Origin of the sequence: Haloarcula halobia (genome assembly GCF_029338255.1) — an archaeon.
Taxonomy (GTDB): Archaea; Halobacteriota; Halobacteria; order Halobacteriales; family Haloarculaceae; genus Haloarcula; species Haloarcula halobia.
The window spans coordinates 2,558,963-2,580,206 of sequence record NZ_CP119787.1 but is presented as its reverse complement, the minus strand read 5'-3'; the positions used below and the strand labels follow the sequence as shown (position 1 = coordinate 2,580,206).

The 21,244-nt window shown below is 58.4% G+C and carries 15 protein-coding genes, 1 tRNA gene and 1 pseudogene; 11 read left to right on the top strand and 6 right to left on the bottom strand.

The features are described 5' to 3' along the window. Positions 1–50 precede the first annotated feature (50 nt). The 7 genes and pseudogenes from P1K88_RS13730 to P1K88_RS18475 all read left to right on the top strand — a co-directional run. Positions 51–848: a hypothetical protein gene (locus P1K88_RS13730; RefSeq protein ID WP_276410793.1), complete on the top strand. Its 798-nt coding sequence runs from the start codon at positions 51–53 to the stop codon at positions 846–848. Between the two features lie 723 nt (positions 849–1,571). After that, positions 1,572–3,089: a metallophosphoesterase family protein gene (locus P1K88_RS13725; RefSeq protein ID WP_276410792.1), complete on the top strand. Its 1,518-nt coding sequence runs from the start codon at positions 1,572–1,574 to the stop codon at positions 3,087–3,089. Next, positions 3,086–5,797, top strand: coding sequence for an AAA family ATPase (locus P1K88_RS13720; RefSeq protein ID WP_276410791.1), 2,712 nt, complete (start codon positions 3,086–3,088; stop codon positions 5,795–5,797). Before P1K88_RS13725 ends, P1K88_RS13720 begins: the two co-directional genes overlap by 4 nt. Then, on the top strand, positions 5,797–7,062 hold the full coding sequence (locus P1K88_RS13715) for a DNA double-strand break repair nuclease NurA (RefSeq protein ID WP_276410790.1): 1,266 nt from the start codon (positions 5,797–5,799) through the stop codon (positions 7,060–7,062). Before P1K88_RS13720 ends, P1K88_RS13715 begins: the two co-directional genes overlap by 1 nt. A 76-nt stretch (positions 7,063–7,138) precedes the next feature. Next, positions 7,139–7,804, top strand: a complete 666-nt coding sequence (locus P1K88_RS13710; protein WP_276410789.1) for a DUF8166 family protein — start codon at positions 7,139–7,141, stop codon at positions 7,802–7,804. Next, positions 7,804–9,447, top strand: a complete 1,644-nt coding sequence (locus P1K88_RS13705; RefSeq protein WP_276410788.1) for an ATP-binding protein — start codon at positions 7,804–7,806, stop codon at positions 9,445–9,447. The genes P1K88_RS13710 and P1K88_RS13705 overlap by 1 nt, the downstream gene beginning before the upstream one ends. Positions 9,448–9,590: 143 nt before the next feature. Beyond that, positions 9,591–9,732 (top strand): annotated as a pseudogene (locus P1K88_RS18475) (TATA-box-binding protein); the annotation flags it as partial. 206 nt (positions 9,733–9,938) lie between these two features. On the opposite strand, the gene P1K88_RS13695 reads toward P1K88_RS18475, so the two are convergent. Then, positions 9,939–10,697: a DUF8170 family protein gene (locus P1K88_RS13695; RefSeq protein ID WP_276410786.1), complete on the bottom strand. Its 759-nt coding sequence runs from the start codon at positions 10,695–10,697 to the stop codon at positions 9,939–9,941. Positions 10,698–10,818: 121 nt separating this feature from the next. On the opposite strand from P1K88_RS13695, the gene P1K88_RS13690 reads away from it, so the two are divergent. Continuing rightward, positions 10,819–11,934: a hypothetical protein gene (locus tag P1K88_RS13690; RefSeq protein WP_276410785.1), complete on the top strand. Its 1,116-nt coding sequence runs from the start codon at positions 10,819–10,821 to the stop codon at positions 11,932–11,934. 34 nt (positions 11,935–11,968) lie between these two features. On the opposite strand, the gene P1K88_RS13685 is transcribed toward P1K88_RS13690, so the two are convergent. Further along, positions 11,969–14,242: a phospholipase D-like domain-containing protein gene (locus tag P1K88_RS13685; RefSeq protein ID WP_276410784.1), complete on the bottom strand. Its 2,274-nt coding sequence runs from the start codon at positions 14,240–14,242 to the stop codon at positions 11,969–11,971. An 841-nt stretch (positions 14,243–15,083) separates the two neighbouring features. Here P1K88_RS13685 and P1K88_RS13680 point away from each other — a divergent pair. Then, positions 15,084–15,902 carry a hypothetical protein gene (locus P1K88_RS13680; RefSeq protein WP_276410783.1) on the top strand — a complete coding sequence of 273 codons (819 nt, stop codon included), beginning with the start codon at positions 15,084–15,086 and terminating at the stop codon, positions 15,900–15,902. 317 nt (positions 15,903–16,219) lie between these two features. Continuing rightward, on the top strand, positions 16,220–16,390 hold the full coding sequence (locus P1K88_RS13675) for a hypothetical protein (RefSeq protein ID WP_276410782.1): 171 nt from the start codon (positions 16,220–16,222) through the stop codon (positions 16,388–16,390). 233 nt (positions 16,391–16,623) lie between these two features. Here P1K88_RS13675 and P1K88_RS13670 read toward each other — a convergent pair. Together P1K88_RS13670 and P1K88_RS13665 are read right to left on the bottom strand one after the other, a co-directional pair. Beyond that, positions 16,624–16,698, bottom strand: a tRNA-Val gene (locus P1K88_RS13670). A gap of 48 nt (positions 16,699–16,746) precedes the next feature. Then, a complete protein-coding gene (locus tag P1K88_RS13665; RefSeq protein ID WP_276410781.1) occupies positions 16,747–17,016 on the bottom strand; it encodes a DUF7553 family protein in 270 nt (89 codons plus the stop codon). A 115-nt stretch (positions 17,017–17,131) separates the two neighbouring features. Here P1K88_RS13665 and P1K88_RS13660 point away from each other — a divergent pair, with 115 nt between their 5' ends. Then, entirely contained in the window at positions 17,132–18,082 is a 951-nt protein-coding gene (locus tag P1K88_RS13660; protein WP_276410780.1) for an MBL fold metallo-hydrolase, read from the top strand. 34 nt (positions 18,083–18,116) lie between these two features. Here the strand turns inward: P1K88_RS13660 and P1K88_RS13655 are convergent, their stop codons facing one another. Together P1K88_RS13655 and P1K88_RS13650 are read right to left on the bottom strand one after the other, a co-directional pair. Then, the gene (locus P1K88_RS13655) at positions 18,117–19,706 is read right to left on the bottom strand and encodes an NADH-quinone oxidoreductase subunit N (RefSeq protein ID WP_276410779.1); all 1,590 of its coding nucleotides are present in this window, start codon (positions 19,704–19,706) and stop codon (positions 18,117–18,119) included. After that, the gene (locus tag P1K88_RS13650) at positions 19,707–21,242 is read right to left on the bottom strand and encodes a complex I subunit 4 family protein (protein ID WP_276414147.1); all 1,536 of its coding nucleotides are present in this window, start codon (positions 21,240–21,242) and stop codon (positions 19,707–19,709) included. Positions 21,243–21,244 lie beyond the last annotated feature (2 nt).

Genomic DNA, 21,244 nt, shown 5'->3' with positions numbered 1-21,244 from the left:
AGTTAAAGCATCCTCAACAGATTTTTCGGCGGTGGATAAGACGGATGCGTATGGCTCAGGTCGAATGGACGTTCTCGGACGAGGAAATCGACAACGTTCTTGAGATAATCTCCAACCAAGAAGACGACCCATTTGTGCAGAAACGACGGGAACAGAACGTGAGCAATGCCGAGATCGAAATCACTCCGGATCAGTTCTGGAATGCCCATCTCGCAGCACTACTCACCTCCCAGCAGCGCTCAGGACCGGACAGTCACGTCTCCAAATTTCTGAAGAACAAAATTCAGACGGTGAGTCTCGATCAGTGTCGGGATGTCGATGACGTCAGCGGATTCGTTTCCGAGACGCTCGAAGAACACGGAGGGATTCGGTACTACAACAACATCGGTGACGCCTGTGAGACGAATCTCGAACGTCTGGACTCTGGAGGGTGGGACGAACTGTGGAGTGAACTAGAGTTATTGCTTGAGGCTCGAACCCGGGAGCCGAAAGCCGGCGATCCCGGGACCGAGCGAGAAGCAGCGACATACCTGTCCGAGCGACTCGCTGGTGATGGACTCCACAGAGTAGGGTCAAAGCAAGCGCGGAACATCCTCCAGATCCTCGGTCTGACAAGGTTCGAGATTCCACTTGACTCTCGTATCACGAAATGGCTGAACAAGAACTTCGATCTTCCCTACCACGTTTCCGGGTCAGGACTCAGCACGCCGGAGTATTACCACTTCATCATGGACATCGTTCAAGACGGCTGTGCAACAGCCGATGTGCTCCCCTGTGTCTTCGACGCCGCAGTGTTCTCAAGCTACGATACGAACTGGACAGAGAGTGATGCCGATGAAATCTTCTAAGATAGTCCACGGTTTTGCGGGATCCTCTTGTACACGCTGAATCAGCCGCTCCGCGAGTTCTTCATCGACATCTGAACCCCGGCTCACGTAGGACGGTGCCATCGTGTTTGAGATTAGACTCGTGGCAAGTATAAATCTGGATGTGCTAAGCGGAAATTGGTCGTTGAGAATCCGAGTTAGATGTTACAGTGGACGCGTAGATCCTTATCGTTCGGGTTGTATGCTGGTCGGTTTCCTTGGAATGTTTCGTCGGTGAGGCTTAGATCTCCGATCTTTGCGACCGTGAAGAGTCGCCAGAACGGGATACTGCGAGAGTTGCTTCCTCCTGCGACCTGATACCCTCTTACTGATTCTTTGCCGCGTTTGCTGGTGCCGTGACAGTACGGTTCGACTTTTCGGTAATGACCGTCGTAGCGGAATTCGATTACGCGGTTTTGCTGGATTGCTTGGCAGATCTTGGAGGTCATACGTCTATGTTACTATTACAGCGACGATTCGTAAGAAGGCGAGCCATCCAAAGTGAAAGTAGAGAGCTTAGAGACTCCAATATTTTTGATTTCTGAACACCCGTATGGATAACTATGCTGTATGTCGTCCCTGTTCCACTTTCACCCTGGTTGACTGATGTTTAATAGCCGTCCGGTTACACGTAGTCACATACTTTCAGGCCCGTGATTTGGTAGCACGCTTGGCTGAATAAGTACCCTCCACGATACACTGATAATGTTGACACTCACGCACATCGCTGATACGCACCTTGGCCATCGACAGTATGGATTGAAACAACGCGAGGATGACATGGTATCGACCACGCGTGCTGCGTTCCGAGAGATGATCGAGGAGCGCGGGACAGACGCGATTCTATTACCGGGTGACCTGTTCCACTCGCGGGATTTACGGCCGAAGATCCTGCATCAGATCGAACAGGAACTCGAACGGATACCTGATGAGGTGCCGGTGTTAGTCTCGCGTGGGAATCACGATGAGAACCTGACGCCGCGTGACGTGACGTGGTTGAATTACCTGCATCAGCGCGGACACATCGTGTTTTTGCAGGCGGAACTGAATGCGGATCCGGAGACAGCGTGGCTCAACCCGTACGATCCGGAAGAGCCGGGGCAGTCTGCAGGGTTTTATGATATTGATGTCGCGGACGTAGACGGGCCGATTCGCGTGTTCGGCCTGCAGTGGCGCGGTGCGAAGACAGACCAGGCGCTCCAGCAGGTGGCGAAGGGGATCAAAGAGACGAATGAGATGCATGAGGAACCGGCGTGGACTGTGTTGCTGGCGCATTTCGGGATGGAAGATGAGGTGCCGACGCTCGGCGGGACAGTAACCCACGGCGAACTGCGGGACGTGAAAGAGGTGGTGGATTACCTGGCGCTTGGGCACATTCACAAGCGGTACGAGTCGGGCGAGTGGATATACAATCCTGGGTCACCGGAAGCGCATAACACGCGGGAAGGGCGACCTGAGTGGGAGCATGGCTACTACTCGGTCGCGCTTGACGTCGGAGGCTCCGGGGCTGGTGGTGACGCGGTTGGGTTCGACGTGGAGCATCATCTGACGAAGCGACGGCCGTACTACCGAATTGAATTCGACGTGACGGCGCATGAGTCACCCGGTGATCTCGAAACCGCGTTTCAGGAGCACGTTCGGGATGAGCAGGCTGCGTTGACAGAGTACTGCAGTCAGGACGAGTTCACGGCACAAGGCGAGCCGCGAGAACCGATTATCGATCTTCGGTTCACGGGCACGTTGCAGTTTAGCCGTGGGGATTTCCGAACGGATGAACTTGCGGCGTGGGTGGAAGATGCGTGCGACGCGTTGTACGTGCAGGTGAATACAGGGATTCGGACGGCGAACGTGCAGCAACTTCTCTCGGAGATTGACGAGGACGAGGTGTTCAAAGATGGGCAGCTGAACACGGCTGCGTTAGAACACCGTGTCTTCGAGACGATTACGAAGGAATCGATCTACGATGATCATGCAGGCGATGTCGCTGACGTGTTAGGGAATGCTCATCAGATGGCGCAGGCTGACGAAGCCGTCGAGGATATTCGTGACTCGGTGAGTTCGGCGCGGCAGGAGTTGTTCCCGGACTTGGCGGACGACGTGGTGCTGGATATCGAGGAAGACCCGTTTGCCGATGCCGAAACGGACGAAGAGGCGTCCGTTGACACGACGGGCGGCGACGAAGCAGACGTTGAGACGGAGGCAGGAGAGGTGGTAGAACAATGAGAATCACGGAAGTTGCGTTGGAAGACATCAAGTCGTACGAGGATCGGACTGTCGTGCCGATTGAAGGCGGCGTGACGGCGATTCTCGGTGAGAATGGTGCGGGGAAATCGACGATTCAGGAGGCCATCGGTTTCGCGTTGTTCGACTCGCTCCCGTTCAACAACAAGGAGTTCTTGCGGGAAGGCGCGAGTTCGGGAACTGTCGAAGTCACGTTCGAGCAGGACACGCAAAGCGGGATAGAACGGTACCGAGTTGTTCGGTCGGTCGGCCGGTCGAAGTACGGCGTGCACCGGTATGATCCCGATGCTGACGAGTGGATCGATCAAGACATCGATTCGAAGAAACAGTTGGTGGAGTGGTTGTGCGTACGCTTTGATGTTGAAGATGGAGACGAACTCAGCAGTCTCTGGAGTTCCAGCATCGGGGTGCCACAGACACGATTCTTGTCGGACTTCTCGCAGACGCCTCGGAATCGCACGGCGACGTTCGATGCGCTCCTGAATCTGGATGCGTACGAGGAGTCGTGGGAGACGCTCAAGGACGTGCCGGACGCGATCGAGAGTCAGCAGCAGGATCTCCGTAGGGACATTGATACGCTCACCGGCGAGGTACAGGGGCTGCCGGACGAGCGAGCGGAAGCGGAGTCGTTGGCCGATGACGTTGCGACAATTGAAGCGCGAATCGAACGGAAAAGTGGCGAATTGACGGAGAAAGAGTCGGAGTACGAGAATCTGGAAGCCGTTGAAGAGGATATCGACCGCCTTGACCAGGAAGCTGACTCGCTGGAAGGGGAGATCGATTCGACTAAAGACAGTTTGGAGACGGCGAAGGAGGAACTCGCGGCTGCCGAAGAGGCACAGGAGAAGTGCGAGGCGAACCGCGAGGGGTACAGCCGGTACAAGGAAGCGCGCGAACGACAGGACGAGTTAGAGGAACAGAAGGCCGAACGGGACGCTCTCGTTGAGGATCGAGACGAACAGGAAGATACGATCCAGGCGATCGAATTCGAGGTCGAACAGCTGGAAGAGGACTTGGAAGAACTGGAGGCTGCTCGGGAGACGTTGGAGGCGCGTGAAGCGGAGAAGGAGCGGTACGAGGAACTCGATGACCGTATTGAGTCGCTGAAAGACCGCGAAGACGACGTGGAGGCGTTAGAGCAGGAAATCGAGCAGTTGGCCGAGGAGATCGAATCGAAGGAGAGCGAGATCGAGGCGAAAGAGGAGACGATTGCGGAGATAGAGGACGAGTGGGAAGCGACGACGGATCCGGAAGTGCTCTCCGATGAGATCAACGACCGGGAGGCGAACCGGAAGCAACTGGCGAGCGAGCGGGAGCGGCTTGAAGAACAGCTGGACAGGTTGCGTGACGCGGATGCTGATGCCCCGTGCCCGACGTGTGACCGCCCGTTAGACGAGGATCACCGGTCGAAGACGATCGAACAGCGTGAAACCCGGATCGAGGAAATCGAGACCGAACGTGAAGAACTCGCCGAGGAACTTGATGCATTGCGTGAGCAGCGTACCGCGGCGAGAGAGGTCAAGCAGCGTTTTGATAAGCTCTCTGTGCACCGGGAGAAAATCGAGTCGTTGGAAGGTGAGATCGAAGACCTGCGTGCCGATAAGGAAGCGTTGGAAGCGGAGTTAGCGGACTTGAAAGACGAATTGGCGGATCTCCCGGACCTCGAAGCCGAGCGAGATGACTTGGAGGAGGCGTACGACGAGTACCAGACTGCTGAATTCCGAGTGAAGGAGCATGCTGATGTCCCTGATAAGTTGGAGGCAAAACGGGCGGAACTAGAGGAAGAACAGTCGGCGCTGGCGGGGATCGAAGACGAGTTAGAGCAGTTCAAGGGGTTAGATGAGGAGCTGGAGGAAGTTCAGGAAACGCTGGAAGAGACGGAGTCGGCACATCAGACGTATATCAAGTACGAGCAGCAAGCGTCGCAAGTGGAGGAGCGGCAGGAGAGAGTCGAAGACCTGGAGAGCGAGCTTGCAGACCTCGAAACGAATCTCGAAGAGACGGAGGCAGAACTGGAGGAGACGAAAGCGTCGTTCGATGAAGAGCGATTCGAGACGCTGGAGTCAGACATTGAGGAGCTCAGGGAGGAACTGGCAGGTGATCGGCGGTCATTAGAGCATAAGGAGGAGAACCTGGAGGAGGTTCGTGAAACGATCGAGGAGTTAGAGGAGAAGCTAGAGGAGCGCCAGGAGAAACTCCAGCAGGTGAAGGAGCTGAAAGCGGACCAGCAGTTCGCCGACTGGGTGCGGGAGAACGTCCGCGAGGCCGGGCCGAAGATGCGAGAGATCATCACCGACCGGATTGGATCCCGGGCGAATGAGTTGTTCCGGTCGATTCGCGGCGCGTCAGCTGAGACGCTGGAGTGGACGAGTGACTACGAGATCGTCGTGCACGATGCTGATGTCCGAAAGTCGTTTTCGACGCTGAGTGGCGGGGAGAAGATGGCAGCTGCACTTGCGGTGCGGCTGGCGATTCTCGAACAGTTAGCGTCTGTAGGGATCGCGTTCTTGGACGAACCGACGGCGAACCTTGACCGGCAAAAGAAGCGGAATCTCGTCACTCAGCTCAAACAGCTGGATAGCTTCGAGCAACTCACGGTCATTAGCCACGACCAGACGTTCGATTCGATGACGGACTACACGATCACAATCAAGAAAGACCGGCAGACGTCGGAGGTGTCGGTCAATTAATGCCGATCGATAAACGCGGTGTCGCGTCTGAATTGGAGGCGAACGTTGACACGATTAAGACGTATCTCGAAGACGATACGGGGATCGTGGAGCGGTATCAGGAGGCGTTTCAGCGGTTGCCCGATGAATGGACGAGTGCTGAGATTCGAGCGTCGCTTCAGGACGCATCATACCCGGGGGCGTATCCGACGGACGAGTTCGATGACGTGGACAGTATCATCGTCCCGTACCCGGAGAGTGACGGGTGGGAGAATCACGAGGAGGTCAACGAGTGGGCGCGCGATATTGTTCGTGATGTGCCGGTGATGGCTGTCGATGGATCACAGCTCCCGCCGACAACGCAATTCAACGTCCCGCTCGCGTACGTCCAAGCGGCATGGGCAGTCAACCACCATCACGCCGAGGGGCGGCTTGACCGCGGCGTCGAAGGACGACTCTTGACGCCTGACGAGGTCACACAAGAATCAGAGGACGGTGACTACCGGTTCGTTGATTCCCAACTTGTGGGGCATCACCGGTTCGAACACGAAGGACAGCTACTCATCAACCAGCTCTCGGAGTTAGCTGACGCGCGTGATACAGGTGATATCGATCAGACGCCGGTCGTGTTCTACGACGGCCCGTTGATCGCGTCATTTGCGAATCCGCTGAAGCCAGAGACCCGAGAGCGGTACATCTCCACGCTGAGTCGAGTTATTGCAGCGAGTCAGCACCATGAGATCCCGCTGGTCGGGTACGTTGCCGGGTCAAGCGCGACTGAACTCGTGAAGATGACGCGGCTCCTGTTACGCGAGGAATTCGGGACGGATCGCGTCATTCCGGATGCGCACGTCCTGACGGAGTTGATGAGCCCGTGGGGTGACACGACAATCCCGTTCATCTCGAAACGCGACGGGAGTATCGACGCGTTGCAGACAACGTACAACGGGGAAGCGTACGAATTCCGCGATGACATCTTGTTCTCGTACCTGAACGTGCCGCCAGGTGCTGGACTCGACCGAATCGAATTCCCCGGGTGGCTGTGCCGCAGTAACGGTCCCGACGGGTACGATTCGATGTACGAGTACACCGTCGACATTGTGCGGGCAGAAGCAGGCATCGGACGTGGCTATCCTGAAATCCTGCAACAGGCCGACAGCGACGCTGTGTTAGACCATCAGGACCGACAACAGTTCCAGCGCGTCGTCCAACGCTGGGCTGAATCGAACGACGTACCGCTGGAATGGGACGCCAAAGCACTAAGCAAGGAACTGCGACGACGATGATTCACCACCACCACACCCCACACGCACCAGCCGGATGCACCGCTCGACGACCAGACAACAGTACGGAGACGAAGCTATGACAGACGCACTAGCTGACGGAGACAGTCCGGATCTCGATTCGTGCGTTCGGATTGGCAGCATCGTGTCCTCGAACAGCCACCTGGATTACGTCGCCGAGGTGTACAAGGAACGAGACTGTGATCGTCCACCGGAACTACACGAGCGCGAATTCGGGCAACCCGTCTTCATCAAGAAAACTGTCGACGGAACCGAGCACGCAGTCATGGGCGTGATTTATGACACGCAGTTAGTCGATCCTGACCAGGGGCGAACCGGGCCGCGATTAGCGCAGGACGATCAGGCCCAATTCACGCCGGGATACATCGAAGAGCGCACCACGCTTGCTGGCGTGGCGCTTCTCGGTACCGCAGAAATCGCCGAAGACGGGGCAATACAAGAGCCAACGCATCAAATGCCGCGGTGGACGTTAGAAGTCGAGGATACCGTCTTCCACTGTCCTGATCAGGTCACGGTTTCCTTCCATACCGTCGACGATCAGATTCAGTTGGCGTATATGGATCGACTCTTAGATATTGCTGGTGACCTCGGGTCGGAGGTCATCGTCGCACTGATTGACCGGTTACGAGGGATGCTGCCGGAAGACGATCCAAATCAGCGAGTACTAGACGTGGTGGAACAGAACGTGCAGTGGCAAGCGCGTGAACAGCGAGGTGTGGTCTGATGGCTGATCGATCAGACGTGGTCGGCACCGTTGCTGGACCGGGTGACGATCCGAACGAATTCGTGTTCGTGACTCCGTCGGACAAGTCGATCAAGACGGGTGAGTTCATCACGTACACTGTCTCGGTTGAAGGTGAGCCACGATCGGTGTTCGCTCGCGTGACGAACCGTGAGCTAATTCGGGGGCTTCCTGAAGGGTTCCTTGCGGATCCGGAGGTCGGGCCGGAGACAGTTGCGGCAACGCTCGGTGTGCCGACTGATGACACTGAGTTGTACCGGTTGACAGCAACGGTTATCGGGTACTACGACACGAACATGACGACGTTCGCTAATCCTCGCCAGCTGCCTGACCCGGGGACGCCACTGTCGATTGCACCACACCAGCAACTCGAAACCGTGTTGCCGAACCTCGGCTGTGAAACTGACAGCACGGATGTCACAACACTTGACGGAGTCGCACACATCGGCTGGCTGTTGAATCGACCGGCAGAGGCGACAAATCTACACATTCCAATCGAAGAATTCGCTTCGACACACCTAGCGATTCTCGCTTCAACAGGGAGCGGGAAATCCTACACAGCGTCGGTCCTAATCGAGGAGATGATGCGTCCGAGCTCGCGTGCATCACTGCTCGTGTTTGACCCACACGGTGAGTACGACACGCTGGCGGAAATGCAGGGTGAAGAGACGTTCCAAGGTGCAGATGGGTATGAACCAAGTATCGAGTATTACGACCCGGAGCGCCTTCGAGTTCGCATCTCTGAACTTGAGATTGGTGACGTGATGGCGATCTTGGACAACCCGAGTAATCGGATGCAAGAGCGGCTTTCGACGGCGTGGCGCGCGATGCAGAGACAAGAGAGTCGGACGTGGGGTATAGACGAACTCATTGCCGAAATGGAGCGGATCTACGGCGATGATGACGCGAGTGTCGGCGCACTAGAGTGGCGACTCCGACGGTCGATTGAACGGAATGATCTCTTCCATCCCGAAGAAAACGTTCCGCTGGACGAGATTGTAGATCCGGGGCAGTGTACGGTGCTCCAGATGGATACGTTGGATCGGTGGGACCAGCAACTTATCACGACCGTTCTTCTGCGTCGGATGTATCGAGAGCGACTTGATGACGTACGGGACCGCGATTCGGATATCGAGCATCCGATTTTCGCTTTATTCGAAGAGGGACATCGGTTTGCTCCAGCCTCCGGTGATGCGCCGTCGCTCGGAATTATGCGAACGATCACGTCTGAAGGCCGCAAGTTCGGATTCGGACTCGGGATTATCAGTCAACGTCCGTCGAAAATCGATCAAGACGTACTGTCGCAGTGTGGAACCCAGATCTCGATGCAGATCAAAAACCCGAATGACCAGGACGCGATCAAAAACTCCGTGGAGGCCGCTGGCGAGGACGTGCTTCGGGAGTTGCCCGGTTTAACCCCAGGGCAAGCGGTTGTGTCTGGTGACGCAATGAACACGCCGGCACTGATCCAGGTTCGACAGCGACGCACACCACACGGTGCTGGAAGCAGGCCAGTCATTGAAGAATGGCGCGAAGCATATGATGAACGACAACGCGAACCGACACAGTCCGAATCGGCTGATTTCGGGGAGGGAGACTCGACTGGCGTTCAGAGCTTAGACTAATCACTATCCCACAGTAGATTTACAACACTGGTGCCCGGTGTGCCATTTATATGACTACCGAGGGACTTACCCCAGGCACGCTACGAGACACGCTCACTGACGTTGGTGTCGAACTGAACGCTGGTGAAACCGCGGGATACGTCGAATTAGAATCCAATTTAAATCTTAATGCACTCGCAATCGGTCTCGGATTAGAGAATATCGAGTACGAGCCAGAACGGTTCCCCGGTTTGATTTACCACGTAGACCAGCCAATGACCACCGCTGTGTTATTCGGTAATGGTGTGATCGCAACAGTGGATGGAGTTGATGAGCAGGCAGTTACGGATGCTATTTTGACCGTGATTGAACGAGGGGAAGACCTCGGACTCATAGAGACCGACTCAACACCATCAGTGAACGTGACTGTCGAGTCGATTCCAGTCGCTGACATACTTGAAACTGGGGAGTAAATCTGATCCGGGCTGACAGCGCTAAATCGACACGACGTGTTACGGGATTTCTGCTACGACATCGCGGAGTCCGTCGGGAGTGCTCCACGCGAGGCACCGCCCGTGAAGTTCGAAAAGCCGGAATTCGTTGAGATGCACCCAACTGTATGAAACTGGGGCGTCTTCGACGTCGTTTCGATTTTCAAGTCGCTCTATGAGGTCTGGTTTCGCAAGATCGATATCGTTCTTGTTCGCCGCTGTGACGAGCGAGTCCAGCTCTTCTTCGGTGGTAGCTTCGTCGAGGTCGTCGTTGAAGTACATCGTCGCGGCAGCGGCGATGACGTCTGCTTCCGTGTCGAGGTTCTGTGCGGTCATCCACGCGTAGTCCCGTGGTAGCACGTAGGATTTGTCGAAGTATGGTGTCATGCTGATCTTTCCGAGTTCGGTGATTTCGCCGCCGCCGTCCTGTTCATACACGGCGACAATGGTGTCGGCGTGTGCAGCGAGGAGTGTGAATCGAATGCGGAAGACCGGGAGCCGGTCAATATCTAATTCTGGGAGATCGCCCATCAGGAACGGGTATGTACCGAGTCGCTTGTCCAGTTCGTTCTGGACGATACGGAGTCGTCGAATGTAGGGGTCGCGGTAGCTGCCGAGGATGAAATACGAGTCTTCGGGAGTGTGGAGGTGCGGAAGTTCTCGGTTGGCGAACCCCAGTATGTCCGATGTTTCGTGAGGTTCTAATTCGAGACCTTGGAGCGCATCGTTCACGCTCTCCATGATCTCCCCTGCATTCGGAGGCGGGCCGGGGTCAGCCATACTGTGTGCTCCTTGACGAGTAGGTAAATAGGTTGCTAACCAATATGGCTAATACGCTTATCAACCACACCAGTTGACCCAAAGTATTATTCGCGTCGCCAAGGTACTCTCAAGTGAGATCATGAGTGATGCGCCTGCCGCGGAGGGTGGCGGCCCGTTTGAAGAACAGCGGCAGATCTACGACCTTCTCTCCCAGGAGACGCGACACTTGATTCTGCAGTTCATCCTTGGCCACCCAGAGCATCTCCTCTCACTTGATGAGTTGGCGTACATGATGCCGAAGAACAAGGCCGCAATCCGGGATCAGCTGGAGGTTCTCAGTGACAACGATATCATCGACTGTTATCGGTACCCGCCGAATGAGGACGCGCGCGATCTTCCCAGTCAGTTCTACGGCCTGACTGAACACGGTGTGGAGATTCTCTACGAGTACAATTATCTCCGTGGGCTCCCCGTCGCGCGTGCACTCTACGATAACACGCGCCTGTCGGAGAAAGCCAAGCGGCACCGTGATGCGCCGCGTCCAGAACTGCCAGACACAGTCAGGGACGCGCTCACGATTGACGAGGAAGATGACGCTGATTTCGACCGTTTGGAGCGGTATATCCGGGAACGAAAGGGGAACACGCACAGCGTTGCCGACCAGGTAGCCGTCGCAAAAGCGTTCTACAAGGCAAGAATCGACTCCGAGGAAGAGGGTATCAAACGAGCGGAGATGGTTGACTCGCTTGATGTCGATATTGAGTACCAACCGAGGACGGTACTCAATCATCTCGTGGATATCGGGATCCTTGCGCAGACAGCGCCGCCCGGGCCGGACGTCTTTGCGATTAGCGAGCGGCTTGATGACATCGTGAACGGGCAAGTGACTGAGGAAGCTAAAGCAAACCTGGATGCCCTCATCGCGCATATCGACGACGAACTGCAGGTCACGGCGCTTTCTGAGGATGCTGCGGAGCGAGATGGGCCGCAAGCCCGTGCCTCAGCACCGTCTGTCGCCGTCGCTGACGGTGCTGGGCGGACAATCCGAAGTATCCTCGCTGCGGAGTTCGGTATCGAACCAGAGCAAGTCATTGACTTTCTGCGGTCCGGCGACCCAGTGGACCGACTCAATACGGCTGTCGAAGCGATTGAGTCCTCTGAAGAGGTCACGAAATCGGAAAACTACGGGCAGATCGTATTTGTCAGCCCAGCGTATCGCTACCGACTGACCGAGCAGGCGATGGAGCTCGTGTAGTCCCCCCGGAGAATCGGACAGGGAATCGACGAGATTAGTCTCCGAACAGCCGAGAAAAGAATCCACCGGAGTCGTCGGTATCCGACGCGTCTTCTGTGTGGTCTGACTGTTCGATGTCCGTGCCGGTTTCGGCCGCGCCGTTTAGGAGTTCGCTGACGGAGTACCCGATCCACTCAGCGAATTCCTCGGGTGCACCGATGTAGACGCTTGTGGACGATTTCTCGGACATGAACCGTTTGGGGAGGCGCTTCTCGTAATCGTACACCTCGTACTCGTCGCGGTCGAAGTCAGCTGTGATGGCATTTGGCTCCGACTCGAACGTGACACGGCCGCCCTGGATATCTCGCTGCCACTTCAACCGTCCCGTGTCGTACGTTTTCTCGGCCGGCTCGTCGGCGGGGAAGTACTCGGGTTGCTCTCGACCGGTTTCGTCGTAGAATTCCCGGATGATGCGGCGGACGTCTTCGATCGTGCCGTTCCCGTCGGTCCACGGTTGTTCGGTGAGCATTCGGCGGGCCACGTAGCTGAAAATCGGGTTCTGTCGTTCCAGCACCTCCGAGAGGTCTTTTTGCGCTTCACGGAATCCCGGGTCCTCCGGATTGGAGGGGAACGAAACGTCCATACTCAGGATTTTCATTCGGTTCCGGAACTCGGATTTCGGGAGCGCGTCGTTGGTCGTGAAGATGAGGCACGGCTGATCGACGCTGGTGGGTGTCCAGTCACCCCAGTAGTTTCGGATCGGGCTCCACCGCTGGATCTTCTCTTTTTCTGCGTCGATGATGGCGTACGGGAAGCACGTGTCCCATTCGCGGACGCCGCGAACCTCTTTGACGCCGACGTCGTCTGCGTCCACACCGGAGATGACCGTGTTGTCGGAGACGAGTCGCAGGATGTACTCGGTGAGTTTGTCTTTCCCCGCGTCGCTTTTCCCTTCGATGTAGAGGTGCTGCAGGACGTTGTCTAGCGTCCGTGACGGTGACGACAATGCCTCGGCGTACTGGTTGGCGAACGGGGCCCAGAACCCGTAGAGGAACGCCTCGTACATCTGCGCCATCACTGCGGTCTCGGACTGCGTGTGGCCGTGATTCTGGACCGTCTCGATGTAGTCTTCGATGGTTTCGAGGCAGTGATCCAGAACTTCAGGGGTCGGCTCGTCGGTGGCGACAAGAATCATCTCGTCGTCCTCACCGATCACGACCTGCTCGGCTTCCGGAAGGACAGACATCGTTGGGATGGCTGTCGATTCCTTAACCTGATTGTTGTACGCGCTCAGCGGCGCGGTGATGCTGTGATCCTCGACGGTCGCGCCGCGGTCACGGAGCCCGGCCCCGAACTCGTCGGCAGTGTCTTTGTCCACCTTGCTAGTTCCCATTCGTATCTTCTCGTCGGGCGCACGGACCCGCGGACGGTCAAGCCCGTCCGTCAACCCTGTTTCGTGATCCGATTCGACGAGCCCGATGTCCGGTGACTCGTCGTCGTCCGCAGCGTCGATCGAATCGTCTTCGTCCGTTGGCTCGTCCGGCTCCACGACGTTGCGGTCGGCGTTCTCAGGCTCTTCGACGAACGCAACCGTCTCGTCAGCATCCTCAGGGTCGTCAACGACGGCAGTGACCTGATCGGCGACATCTTTCAGGTCCTCGACCGCGTCCTGATTCAGGGCAGCAGTATCGCTCACGTCGAGATCACCGGCACCAACCCAGTACTCGATGCGGTTCTCCCGCTCTTCCGGTGAATCGGCATCCTCCAGTGCCTCGACAAGCCCTTCGAGGAGCGTCTGGTCGCTGTACCCCTCACGGTACTCGTCGATGAACCGCTCGAACTCCTCGTCCAGTTCGGTCCCGACATCGGTCGTGATGACGGAGATCTGGTTCGTGTGGTACTCCCAGGAGTTCCGAGAGAGGTTGGCTGACCCTTGGACGAGCTTCACCGTGTCGTCCGGCATCACGATCCGGTAAATCTTCGAGTGGACAGTCTTCCGGTTCTTCAATCGAATCGTGAGTCGATCGTCCTGTCGCAGTCGGACGAGCGACCTCGCCGTCGAGACTTCGTTCACCTGGTCGGCGTAGTCTTCGGCGTTCCCAATGAGCACGTCAAGTGAGCCGATGTCGTACTCGGTCAGCATTTTCACCATCAGGTCGGGTGTCTCCGCGTACGTCACGGCGTCCACGTGACGAGCGCCTGCGAACAGATCGAGAAAGTCAGCCCGCTCTTTCACCATCGCCAGGCGGTATTCCGCAGCCCCGGATCCGTAGAACTCCGGCATATCCGCGAACCTGTCAAACGAGATATTCGCCGTCAGTTCGTCCATACACACAGCAGCAGTCTAACACGAATAAAACCGTACCGTGGAGCGGTAGTGGAGCCTACGCTGTAGACACTCAGAGACACTCACTGCTCCTCGCTATTGAGAGACCCTTGACGATGATCACGATTGAACGGCAGTCCTTGCCTCTCACCCGATGGGCAAGACCGGGGTGACCAGAAAAACTTCATACCAGACGGCAAAATGATGGAATGGCCGTACACCACTACGGCCATCGAAATTCGGCGCACCACCGTCGAATTTCGTAGGTGAGACCCCTGGTACCAGGGGAGTCACTCTCTCTTCGAAGCTGAACGTCCCACCCGAGCGCCCAGCACTTGTCGACAGACACTTGTACATATCAATGTACGCAAAACGACCGGAGGATGGGGCAGGTACAAGACGTGTAACTGGGCGCGTACGAAATTACGAGAGGAACCCAGGGTACGCTGATTTCCACTCCACAGGCACGTCGAAGTTCACAACGATCGTAGCTACCATCCGGTGTAAAGAAAGGCCTGATCCAGACGTGTATCGCAACGGCTGCGTAACGGTATTCTGGAAGTTTCATCACACCGAACACGCTGACAGCCGTCTCACGCGCGCAGGTTCCCAATAGAACTCAGTTCCCACATCGGCTAATACGCCTAGAAGCCCGTATTCGACCGTATTTGGGCGTATCAACCGCTTTGATTGGCAGAGGTTTATCCGGGTATCAGTCAAATATGTAGTATGCTATCGGAGACTTACGCGCACCGGCTCGGTGTATTGAGTGCTGACTATACACTGTTACAGGATCGATCCGCAGAGTACGTCGGATACTGCCTGCCCAGCGATGGTTCTAACAATGAGTGACGATCCACGCCACACTGACTTCTCACAAGGATCTGATCCCTTGGATCAGACCATCGAAACAACGATTCCGGTGAAGAAGCCGGCCGCTGATCTTCCCTCGGACGATTTCTTCAAGCACACGGGCTTCAAGCCGATCTACGCGACGGGGTCAGAAGGTGATACGCTCGCTGGACGGGTGGAAGGCATACATATCTTCGGAGGATTGCATCATGAGTCGAAAACTATTGACCGGCTGTTCGACGCAATCAGACGGTATGAGCCCGAGATCATTGCTGTCGAGGCTTGTGACAAAGCGATCCGTCAACACCAGCCAGAAACACTCGACCTGGAGTGGCCACCTGACCACGAAGTCCAAGCGGCATCTTTTGCGACACAGCATACTGACGGCTTGTCGATTGCCGGGATCGACGTACCTTATATACGATACCAAGAGGATCAGAACGAGAAATTCGCCCAAGCTGACGCGGAAATATTCACGGGTTTCGGACTAATCGAAACTCCGGATGAACTCACACTCGACACGTACTACCAGTTGAATCGCGGACTCATTCGGGAGTGGCGCGAGAAAACAAGAGAGCGAATCCCGGAGTTGTTCAGGCAAGTCCTTCAAATCCGCGACGACGTGATGGCAGGACGACTGTATGAACTGTACCACAAGGATGGTGTTGAAACAGTCGTTGCTGTCGTCGGTGTCCAACATCTCACTGGTATTCTTGACCGGCTCCAAGCCCCGAACCGGATTCCCGACACGCGATTCGAATGCCCAGAAGTCTACACGTTCGAACCCTCGGAACACATCTGGATGTACTAATAGAAGAGACCGATGGAGAGTTGAGCGAATTGGAATTCTATTGTAACGTGAACAACGCTCGTGAGATCAGCCCAAGGTATCGGAAACTGTAGAACCTACTGGATCCTGGGATGGTGATGACGCGAGGAAGGATTTTTGAGCGCAACCACTCTGTCGACACTATGCTTCGACGTTCCTTCCTCGCTGTTCTCTCGACGGTCTCGGCACTCCCCGTAATCCCCGATCGACTTGATCCCTCCCATCCGCCAACTCTCCCACCAGAGGGCAGCCTCATGTTTTGGTATCATTTCTATTCCGCAATCGAACGCGACCGGCCGATGAGTACCGAACGAGCGCGGAGAAAGACAGTTGAGGAACTGACTCTCCAGAACCTTCCTGATGCGGAAGCTGTTCGACTCTTAGAACTGGCGAACGAGGGAGTGTACGACACTGACGATATGCCCGAACGATGGCACGGAGTTTTCGAGCAGATGGAACAACGAATTTGAAGGAAATCCCACCGCGAGTAAGTCAACTATCGCGCGCGCTGAAAACTCCAATCAGCCTCCACTTTTTTATATGGGCAACCATATTCAATAACCGGATCGCTATACGGAGGGAACCCGCGTGCAACAAGCGAATGGATTCACGACCTCGAAATCTCCACCGATATCGGCGATTCTTCCGTTAGAGCTTCTAAAAGCGGAGAATACGGCCGAATACAATCCGTACGTGTCGCGTATGGGTTGGGGCGGATTCGAACCGCCGACTTCCTCCGTGTGAAGGAGGTATCATAACCGGACTAGATCACCAACCCGCTACACGCAGGGGTATCGGGGGGATAGTCTTAAGAATTGCTTTCCGGTTACGCCTCCTGTTCCGTGGTGCCACGGTAGTCGTCGATCTTCGCGCGGGCGTCGGCGATGGCCGTCTCGGCCTCGCCCTCGGCTTTCTCCTGGAGCTCTTTCAGGTCGGCCTTTACCTTCTCGAGTCGGCCCGGTTCGGGTTCCTTTTCGTCGCCGGTCAGTTCGCGGAACCGCTCCTCGACGGGTTCGAGTTCGGTCTCGACGCCCTTCTTGGCCGTCTCGCCAGCGCGCTTGAGGTAGTAGCGTGCGTCTTCGAAGTGTTTGTTCATATCTGTCCTTACGTAGAGGACGAATATATCTTTTGTGGCACCCGCAACGGGTCGAGAGAACTGCTCCGGCCGGGCGGCACGAACTGTTTTGGCCGATGGGCGGGAACACGACGGTATGTTCACACGGGTGTCGATCCCGACGCCGTTCCAGGTGGGTCCGGTCAACGCGTACGTCGGCGGTCGGACCGTCGTCGACCCGGGACCGGACAGCGACGAGGCGTGGTCGCGACTGCTCGAGACGCTTGAGGCCAGGGAACTCGGTCCCGGCGACGTCGAACAGGTGCTGGTGACACACCCCCATCCGGACCACTTCGGGCTGGCGGCCCGCCTGCGGTCCCGCGGGGCCCGCGTCCTCGCGAGTCCCGAGGCGGCCGCCATCATGGACGACTTCGCCGCGCGCCTGCACTACGAACAGGAGTACTTCACTGACTTCTTCGAGCGGTGTGGGATCTCCCGTGAGACGGCAGAGGCCGTCACCCAGCTTCCCGAGGCCTTCCTCGCGTACGCCCAGAGCGTCGCCACGGACCGGGAACTCGACGCGGGCGACGTCGTCACCGTCGACGACGAGCGCCTGACCGTCGACGAGGTCACCGGCCACGCGGTGGGCGAGATACTCTTCAGTTTCGACGACGACGGCGAGTACACGGCCATCGTGGGCGACAACGTCCTGGGCGACATTACGCCCAACCCGTTCCTCCAGCCGCCGCCGGACCGGGGTGGACAGCGCCCGCGGGTCCTGCCCGCGTTCAACGACTCGCTGCGGTGGCTCCGCGAGCAGGGCCACGACCGCTTCCTCACGGGCCACAGAGAGCCCGTCGAGTCCCCGAAGGACCGCATCGACGAGATCCTGGCCGCCCACGACCGGCGGACCGACGAAGTCGCTGACATCGTCGCGGAGGGCGCGACCACGCCCGCGGCGGTGATGACTGGCCTCTTTGGCGACCTCCCCGCGACGGAGTACTTCTCGGGGATGAGCGAGGCCGTCGGTCACCTCGACGTTCTGGAGGCCCAGGGGCGGGTCGAGCGCCGCGACACCGGCGGCCTGGTGGTCTACGAGCGGCCCTGACCGCGGAATACGAGCGAAACCTGCCGCGGGCCGCCTACAGGAGCGTCGCCGCGCGGAAGGCCACGCTGGAGACGTAGTCGAACCCGGGCACGAGCAGCACCGTCGCGACGGCGGCCGCGACGACGGCGGTGTACAGGCCGGTCGGGTAGGACTCGACCCGCTTCTCGCCGCTGGGTTCTTCGATCCACATCGCCTTGACGACCCGCGAGTAGTAGAACAGCGAGAGGGCGCTGTTGATGACGAGCGCGGCCGCGAGCGACCACGCCCCGACGTTCATCGTCGCCGAGAACAGGTAGAACTTCGAGAAGAACCCGCCGCCGATGGGCAGGCCGGCGAGGCTGAAGAGGAAGACGGTCATCGCCGCACAGGCCAGCGGGGCCTCGCGACCGAGGCCGTTGTAGTCCTCGAAGCGGCGGCCGACGCCCCAGTACTCGGCCAGCGCGATGAACAGGAATGCACCCGTGTTCATGAAGCCGTAGACGAGCAGGTGGGCCATTCCGGCACTCATACTGAACGCCAGCCCCTCACCGGAGGAGGACAGCGCGGCCAGTCCGATGAGGACGTAGCCCGCGTGGCCGACGCTGGAGTAGGCCAGCATCCGCTTGACCGTCTCCTGGGTGGCCGCGGCGAAGTTCCCGATGAACATCGTCGCGATGGCAAGCACCTGGAAGGCGACGACCCAGTTCAGGGCGCCGCCGTCGGCGATGAGCGCCTGGATGGGGAAGGCGGTGGCGAACACGCGGAACGCGAGCACGAAGCCAGCGGCCTTCGACGCCGAGGAGAGGAACCCGGAGATCGGGGCCGGCGCACCCTCGTAGGCCTCCGGCGCCCAGAAGTGGAAGGGCACAGCGGCCGTCTTGAACGCGACGCCGCCGATGATCATGAGGATGCCGACCCCGAGGATGGACATCGTCACGGCCGGTTCGCCGGCCTGTGCCTGGACCGACCCGTCGACGACGGTCTGGAGGACGCCGCTCTCGATGGCCGTCGCGATGGCGTCGAATCGGAGCACGCCGGTCGCGGCGTACACCAGCGAGATGCCGTACGCGAAGACCGCCGAGGAGACGGCGCCGATGAGGAAGTACTTCAGGCCCGCCTCGACGCTGCCCCGGTTCTTCTTGAGGAACGCGACGAGCGCGTAGGAGGGCAGTGAGACGAGTTCGAAGGCGACGAACGCCGACGCGAGGGAGTTGGTCGCCGAGAGCAGCGACATCCCCGTCGCGGCCAGCAGGACCAGCGAGTAGTACTCGGCCTGGTAGCTGTGCTCGCGCACGTAGTCGTAACTCGCGAGCGTCACGAGCGCGGTGACGCTGCCGACGATGACCATGAAGAACAGCGCGAGCTGGTCGACGACCAGCTGGCCGCTGAACAGCACCGGCGTCCCCTGGCCGCCCTGGCCGGTCGGGATTCCAGTACCGCCGACGACGAACCAGACGGCGAGCGCGAGCGAGGTCAGCGACCCGACGACGGAGATGCCCGCGAGCAGGCTGGTGTTGGTCGTATCCGGGTCGACGGTATCGACCAGGAACAGCACGAGCGCGGTCACGGCGAGCGCCAGCGGGGGCGCCAGCGCCGTCCATCCGGGGACCGCTGCCGCCTGCAGCGGCGCCAGCTGTGTCACCATCTATACACCACCTCCGAGGTCAATGACCGGGAGAATCGAGTTCTGTATCATCTCGTAGGAGAGGTCGGGGTTGACGCCGAGCACGATGACGAGCAGCAAGAGCACCGCCAGCGGTGCGACGTCGTGGAACGGTGCCTCAGACACCGTGTAGTCCGTCTCTAGGTTGAACGCACCGAAGAGGGTACGCTGCATGGCCCACAGCAGGTAGCCCGCGACGATGACGATGCCGAACATCGCGGCCGCCGTGAGCACCGGCGCGGCGCTACCCAGCGTCGCGGCGTCGAAGGCGCCCTGGAAGATGAGGAACTCGGCGGCGAACCCGGCCATCAGGGGCAGGCCCATGTAGCCGAAGGCGGCCGAGACGAAGATGCCGACCGTCCAGGGCATCTTGTCGGCGAGGCCGGACATGTCGCCGACCATGCGTGTGTGGGTCACGTTGTAGATGACGCCGACGGACATGAACATCAGCCCGGAGATGAGGCCGTGGGCGATCATCTGGAAGGTCGCACCGCCCATGCCGTGCGGGGTAAAGGCGACCAGGCCCAGGATGACATACCCCATCGACGAGATGGAGGAGTACGCGACGATGCGTTTCAGATCACGCTGGGCCAGCGCCAGCATCGCGCCGTAGATGACGCTGACGACGCCGACGATGGCCAGTGGCACCGCGAGCTGCTGGGCCGTCTCCGGTAGCATCGTGAAGTTGAACCGCAGGAGCGCGTAGGTCCCCATCTTCAGGAGGACGCCCGCAAGCATCACCGACACCGGCGTCGGCGCCTCGACGTGGGCGTCCGGGAGCCAGGTGTGGAACGGGAAGACGGGCACCTTCACCGCGAACCCGAAGAACATCAGGATGAAAGAGAGGGTCAGCAGGTTCATCCCGAAGACGGTGGGCAGGCCGCTGGCCGACCGGAACGCCTCGGCCATCGCGGGCAGGGCCAGCGAGGTGAGGTCCGTCGAGAAGACCAGCGCGAACAGGCCCGCAAACATGACCAGCGAGGCCACGTTCGTGTAGACGAAGAACTTGATGGCGGCGTACTTGCGCCGGGGGCCGCCCCAGACACCGATGAGGAAGTACATCGGGATGAGCACGCCCTCCCAGAAGACGAACCAGAGGAAGAAATCGAGCGCGGAGAAGACGCCGATGAGACTCATCTCCATGAACAGCATCAGGCCGTAGAACTGGGACTGGCGCTCGTCGATGGGCGTCCAGGCCGAGACGATGGCCAGCGTGGTGAGGATAGTCGTCAGCGCGAGCAGCGGCATGCTGACGCCGTCCAGCCCGACGTAGTAGGAGACGGTGAGGCCACCGAAGTCGATCCACGGAATCTGTTGCCCGAAGGCGACGTCACCCGGTTGCAGCAGGGCGTTGCCGGTCCCCTCGAACTGGGTCAGGTAGGCCCAGTACATGTAGACGCTCAGGAGCGCCGGGACGGCACTGATCGCAGCCGCGAGCTTGCCGGCGTAGCGATCTGGCGCGAGCATGACGACGCCCGCGCCCAGCAGCGTAATCGCGAGGAGGGCAGCGACCATCACCA

Bases quoted from the DNA above. Each gene is read 5' to 3' on its own strand.
- P1K88_RS13690 (WP_276410785.1), top strand. From the start codon at position 10,819: ATGAGTGATGCGCCTGCCGCGGAGGGTGGCGGCCCGTTTGAAGAACAG.
- P1K88_RS13720 (WP_276410791.1), top strand. From the start codon at position 3,086: ATGAGAATCACGGAAGTTGCGTTGGAAGACATCAAGTCGTACGAGGAT.
- P1K88_RS13715 (WP_276410790.1), top strand. From the start codon at position 5,797: ATGCCGATCGATAAACGCGGTGTCGCGTCTGAATTGGAGGCGAACGTT.
- P1K88_RS13655 (WP_276410779.1), bottom strand. From the start codon at position 19,706: ATGGTGACACAGCTGGCGCCGCTGCAGGCGGCAGCGGTCCCCGGATGG.
- P1K88_RS13680 (WP_276410783.1), top strand. From the start codon at position 15,084: ATGAGTGACGATCCACGCCACACTGACTTCTCACAAGGATCTGATCCC.
- P1K88_RS13675 (WP_276410782.1), top strand. From the start codon at position 16,220: ATGAGTACCGAACGAGCGCGGAGAAAGACAGTTGAGGAACTGACTCTC.
- P1K88_RS13695 (WP_276410786.1), bottom strand. From the start codon at position 10,697: ATGGCTGACCCCGGCCCGCCTCCGAATGCAGGGGAGATCATGGAGAGC.
- P1K88_RS13725 (WP_276410792.1), top strand. From the start codon at position 1,572: ATGTTGACACTCACGCACATCGCTGATACGCACCTTGGCCATCGACAG.
- P1K88_RS13730 (WP_276410793.1), top strand. From the start codon at position 51: ATGGCTCAGGTCGAATGGACGTTCTCGGACGAGGAAATCGACAACGTT.
- P1K88_RS13685 (WP_276410784.1), bottom strand. From the start codon at position 14,242: ATGGACGAACTGACGGCGAATATCTCGTTTGACAGGTTCGCGGATATG.
- P1K88_RS13665 (WP_276410781.1), bottom strand. From the start codon at position 17,016: ATGAACAAACACTTCGAAGACGCACGCTACTACCTCAAGCGCGCTGGC.
- P1K88_RS13710 (WP_276410789.1), top strand. From the start codon at position 7,139: ATGACAGACGCACTAGCTGACGGAGACAGTCCGGATCTCGATTCGTGC.
- P1K88_RS13705 (WP_276410788.1), top strand. From the start codon at position 7,804: ATGGCTGATCGATCAGACGTGGTCGGCACCGTTGCTGGACCGGGTGAC.
- P1K88_RS13660 (WP_276410780.1), top strand. From the start codon at position 17,132: ATGTTCACACGGGTGTCGATCCCGACGCCGTTCCAGGTGGGTCCGGTC.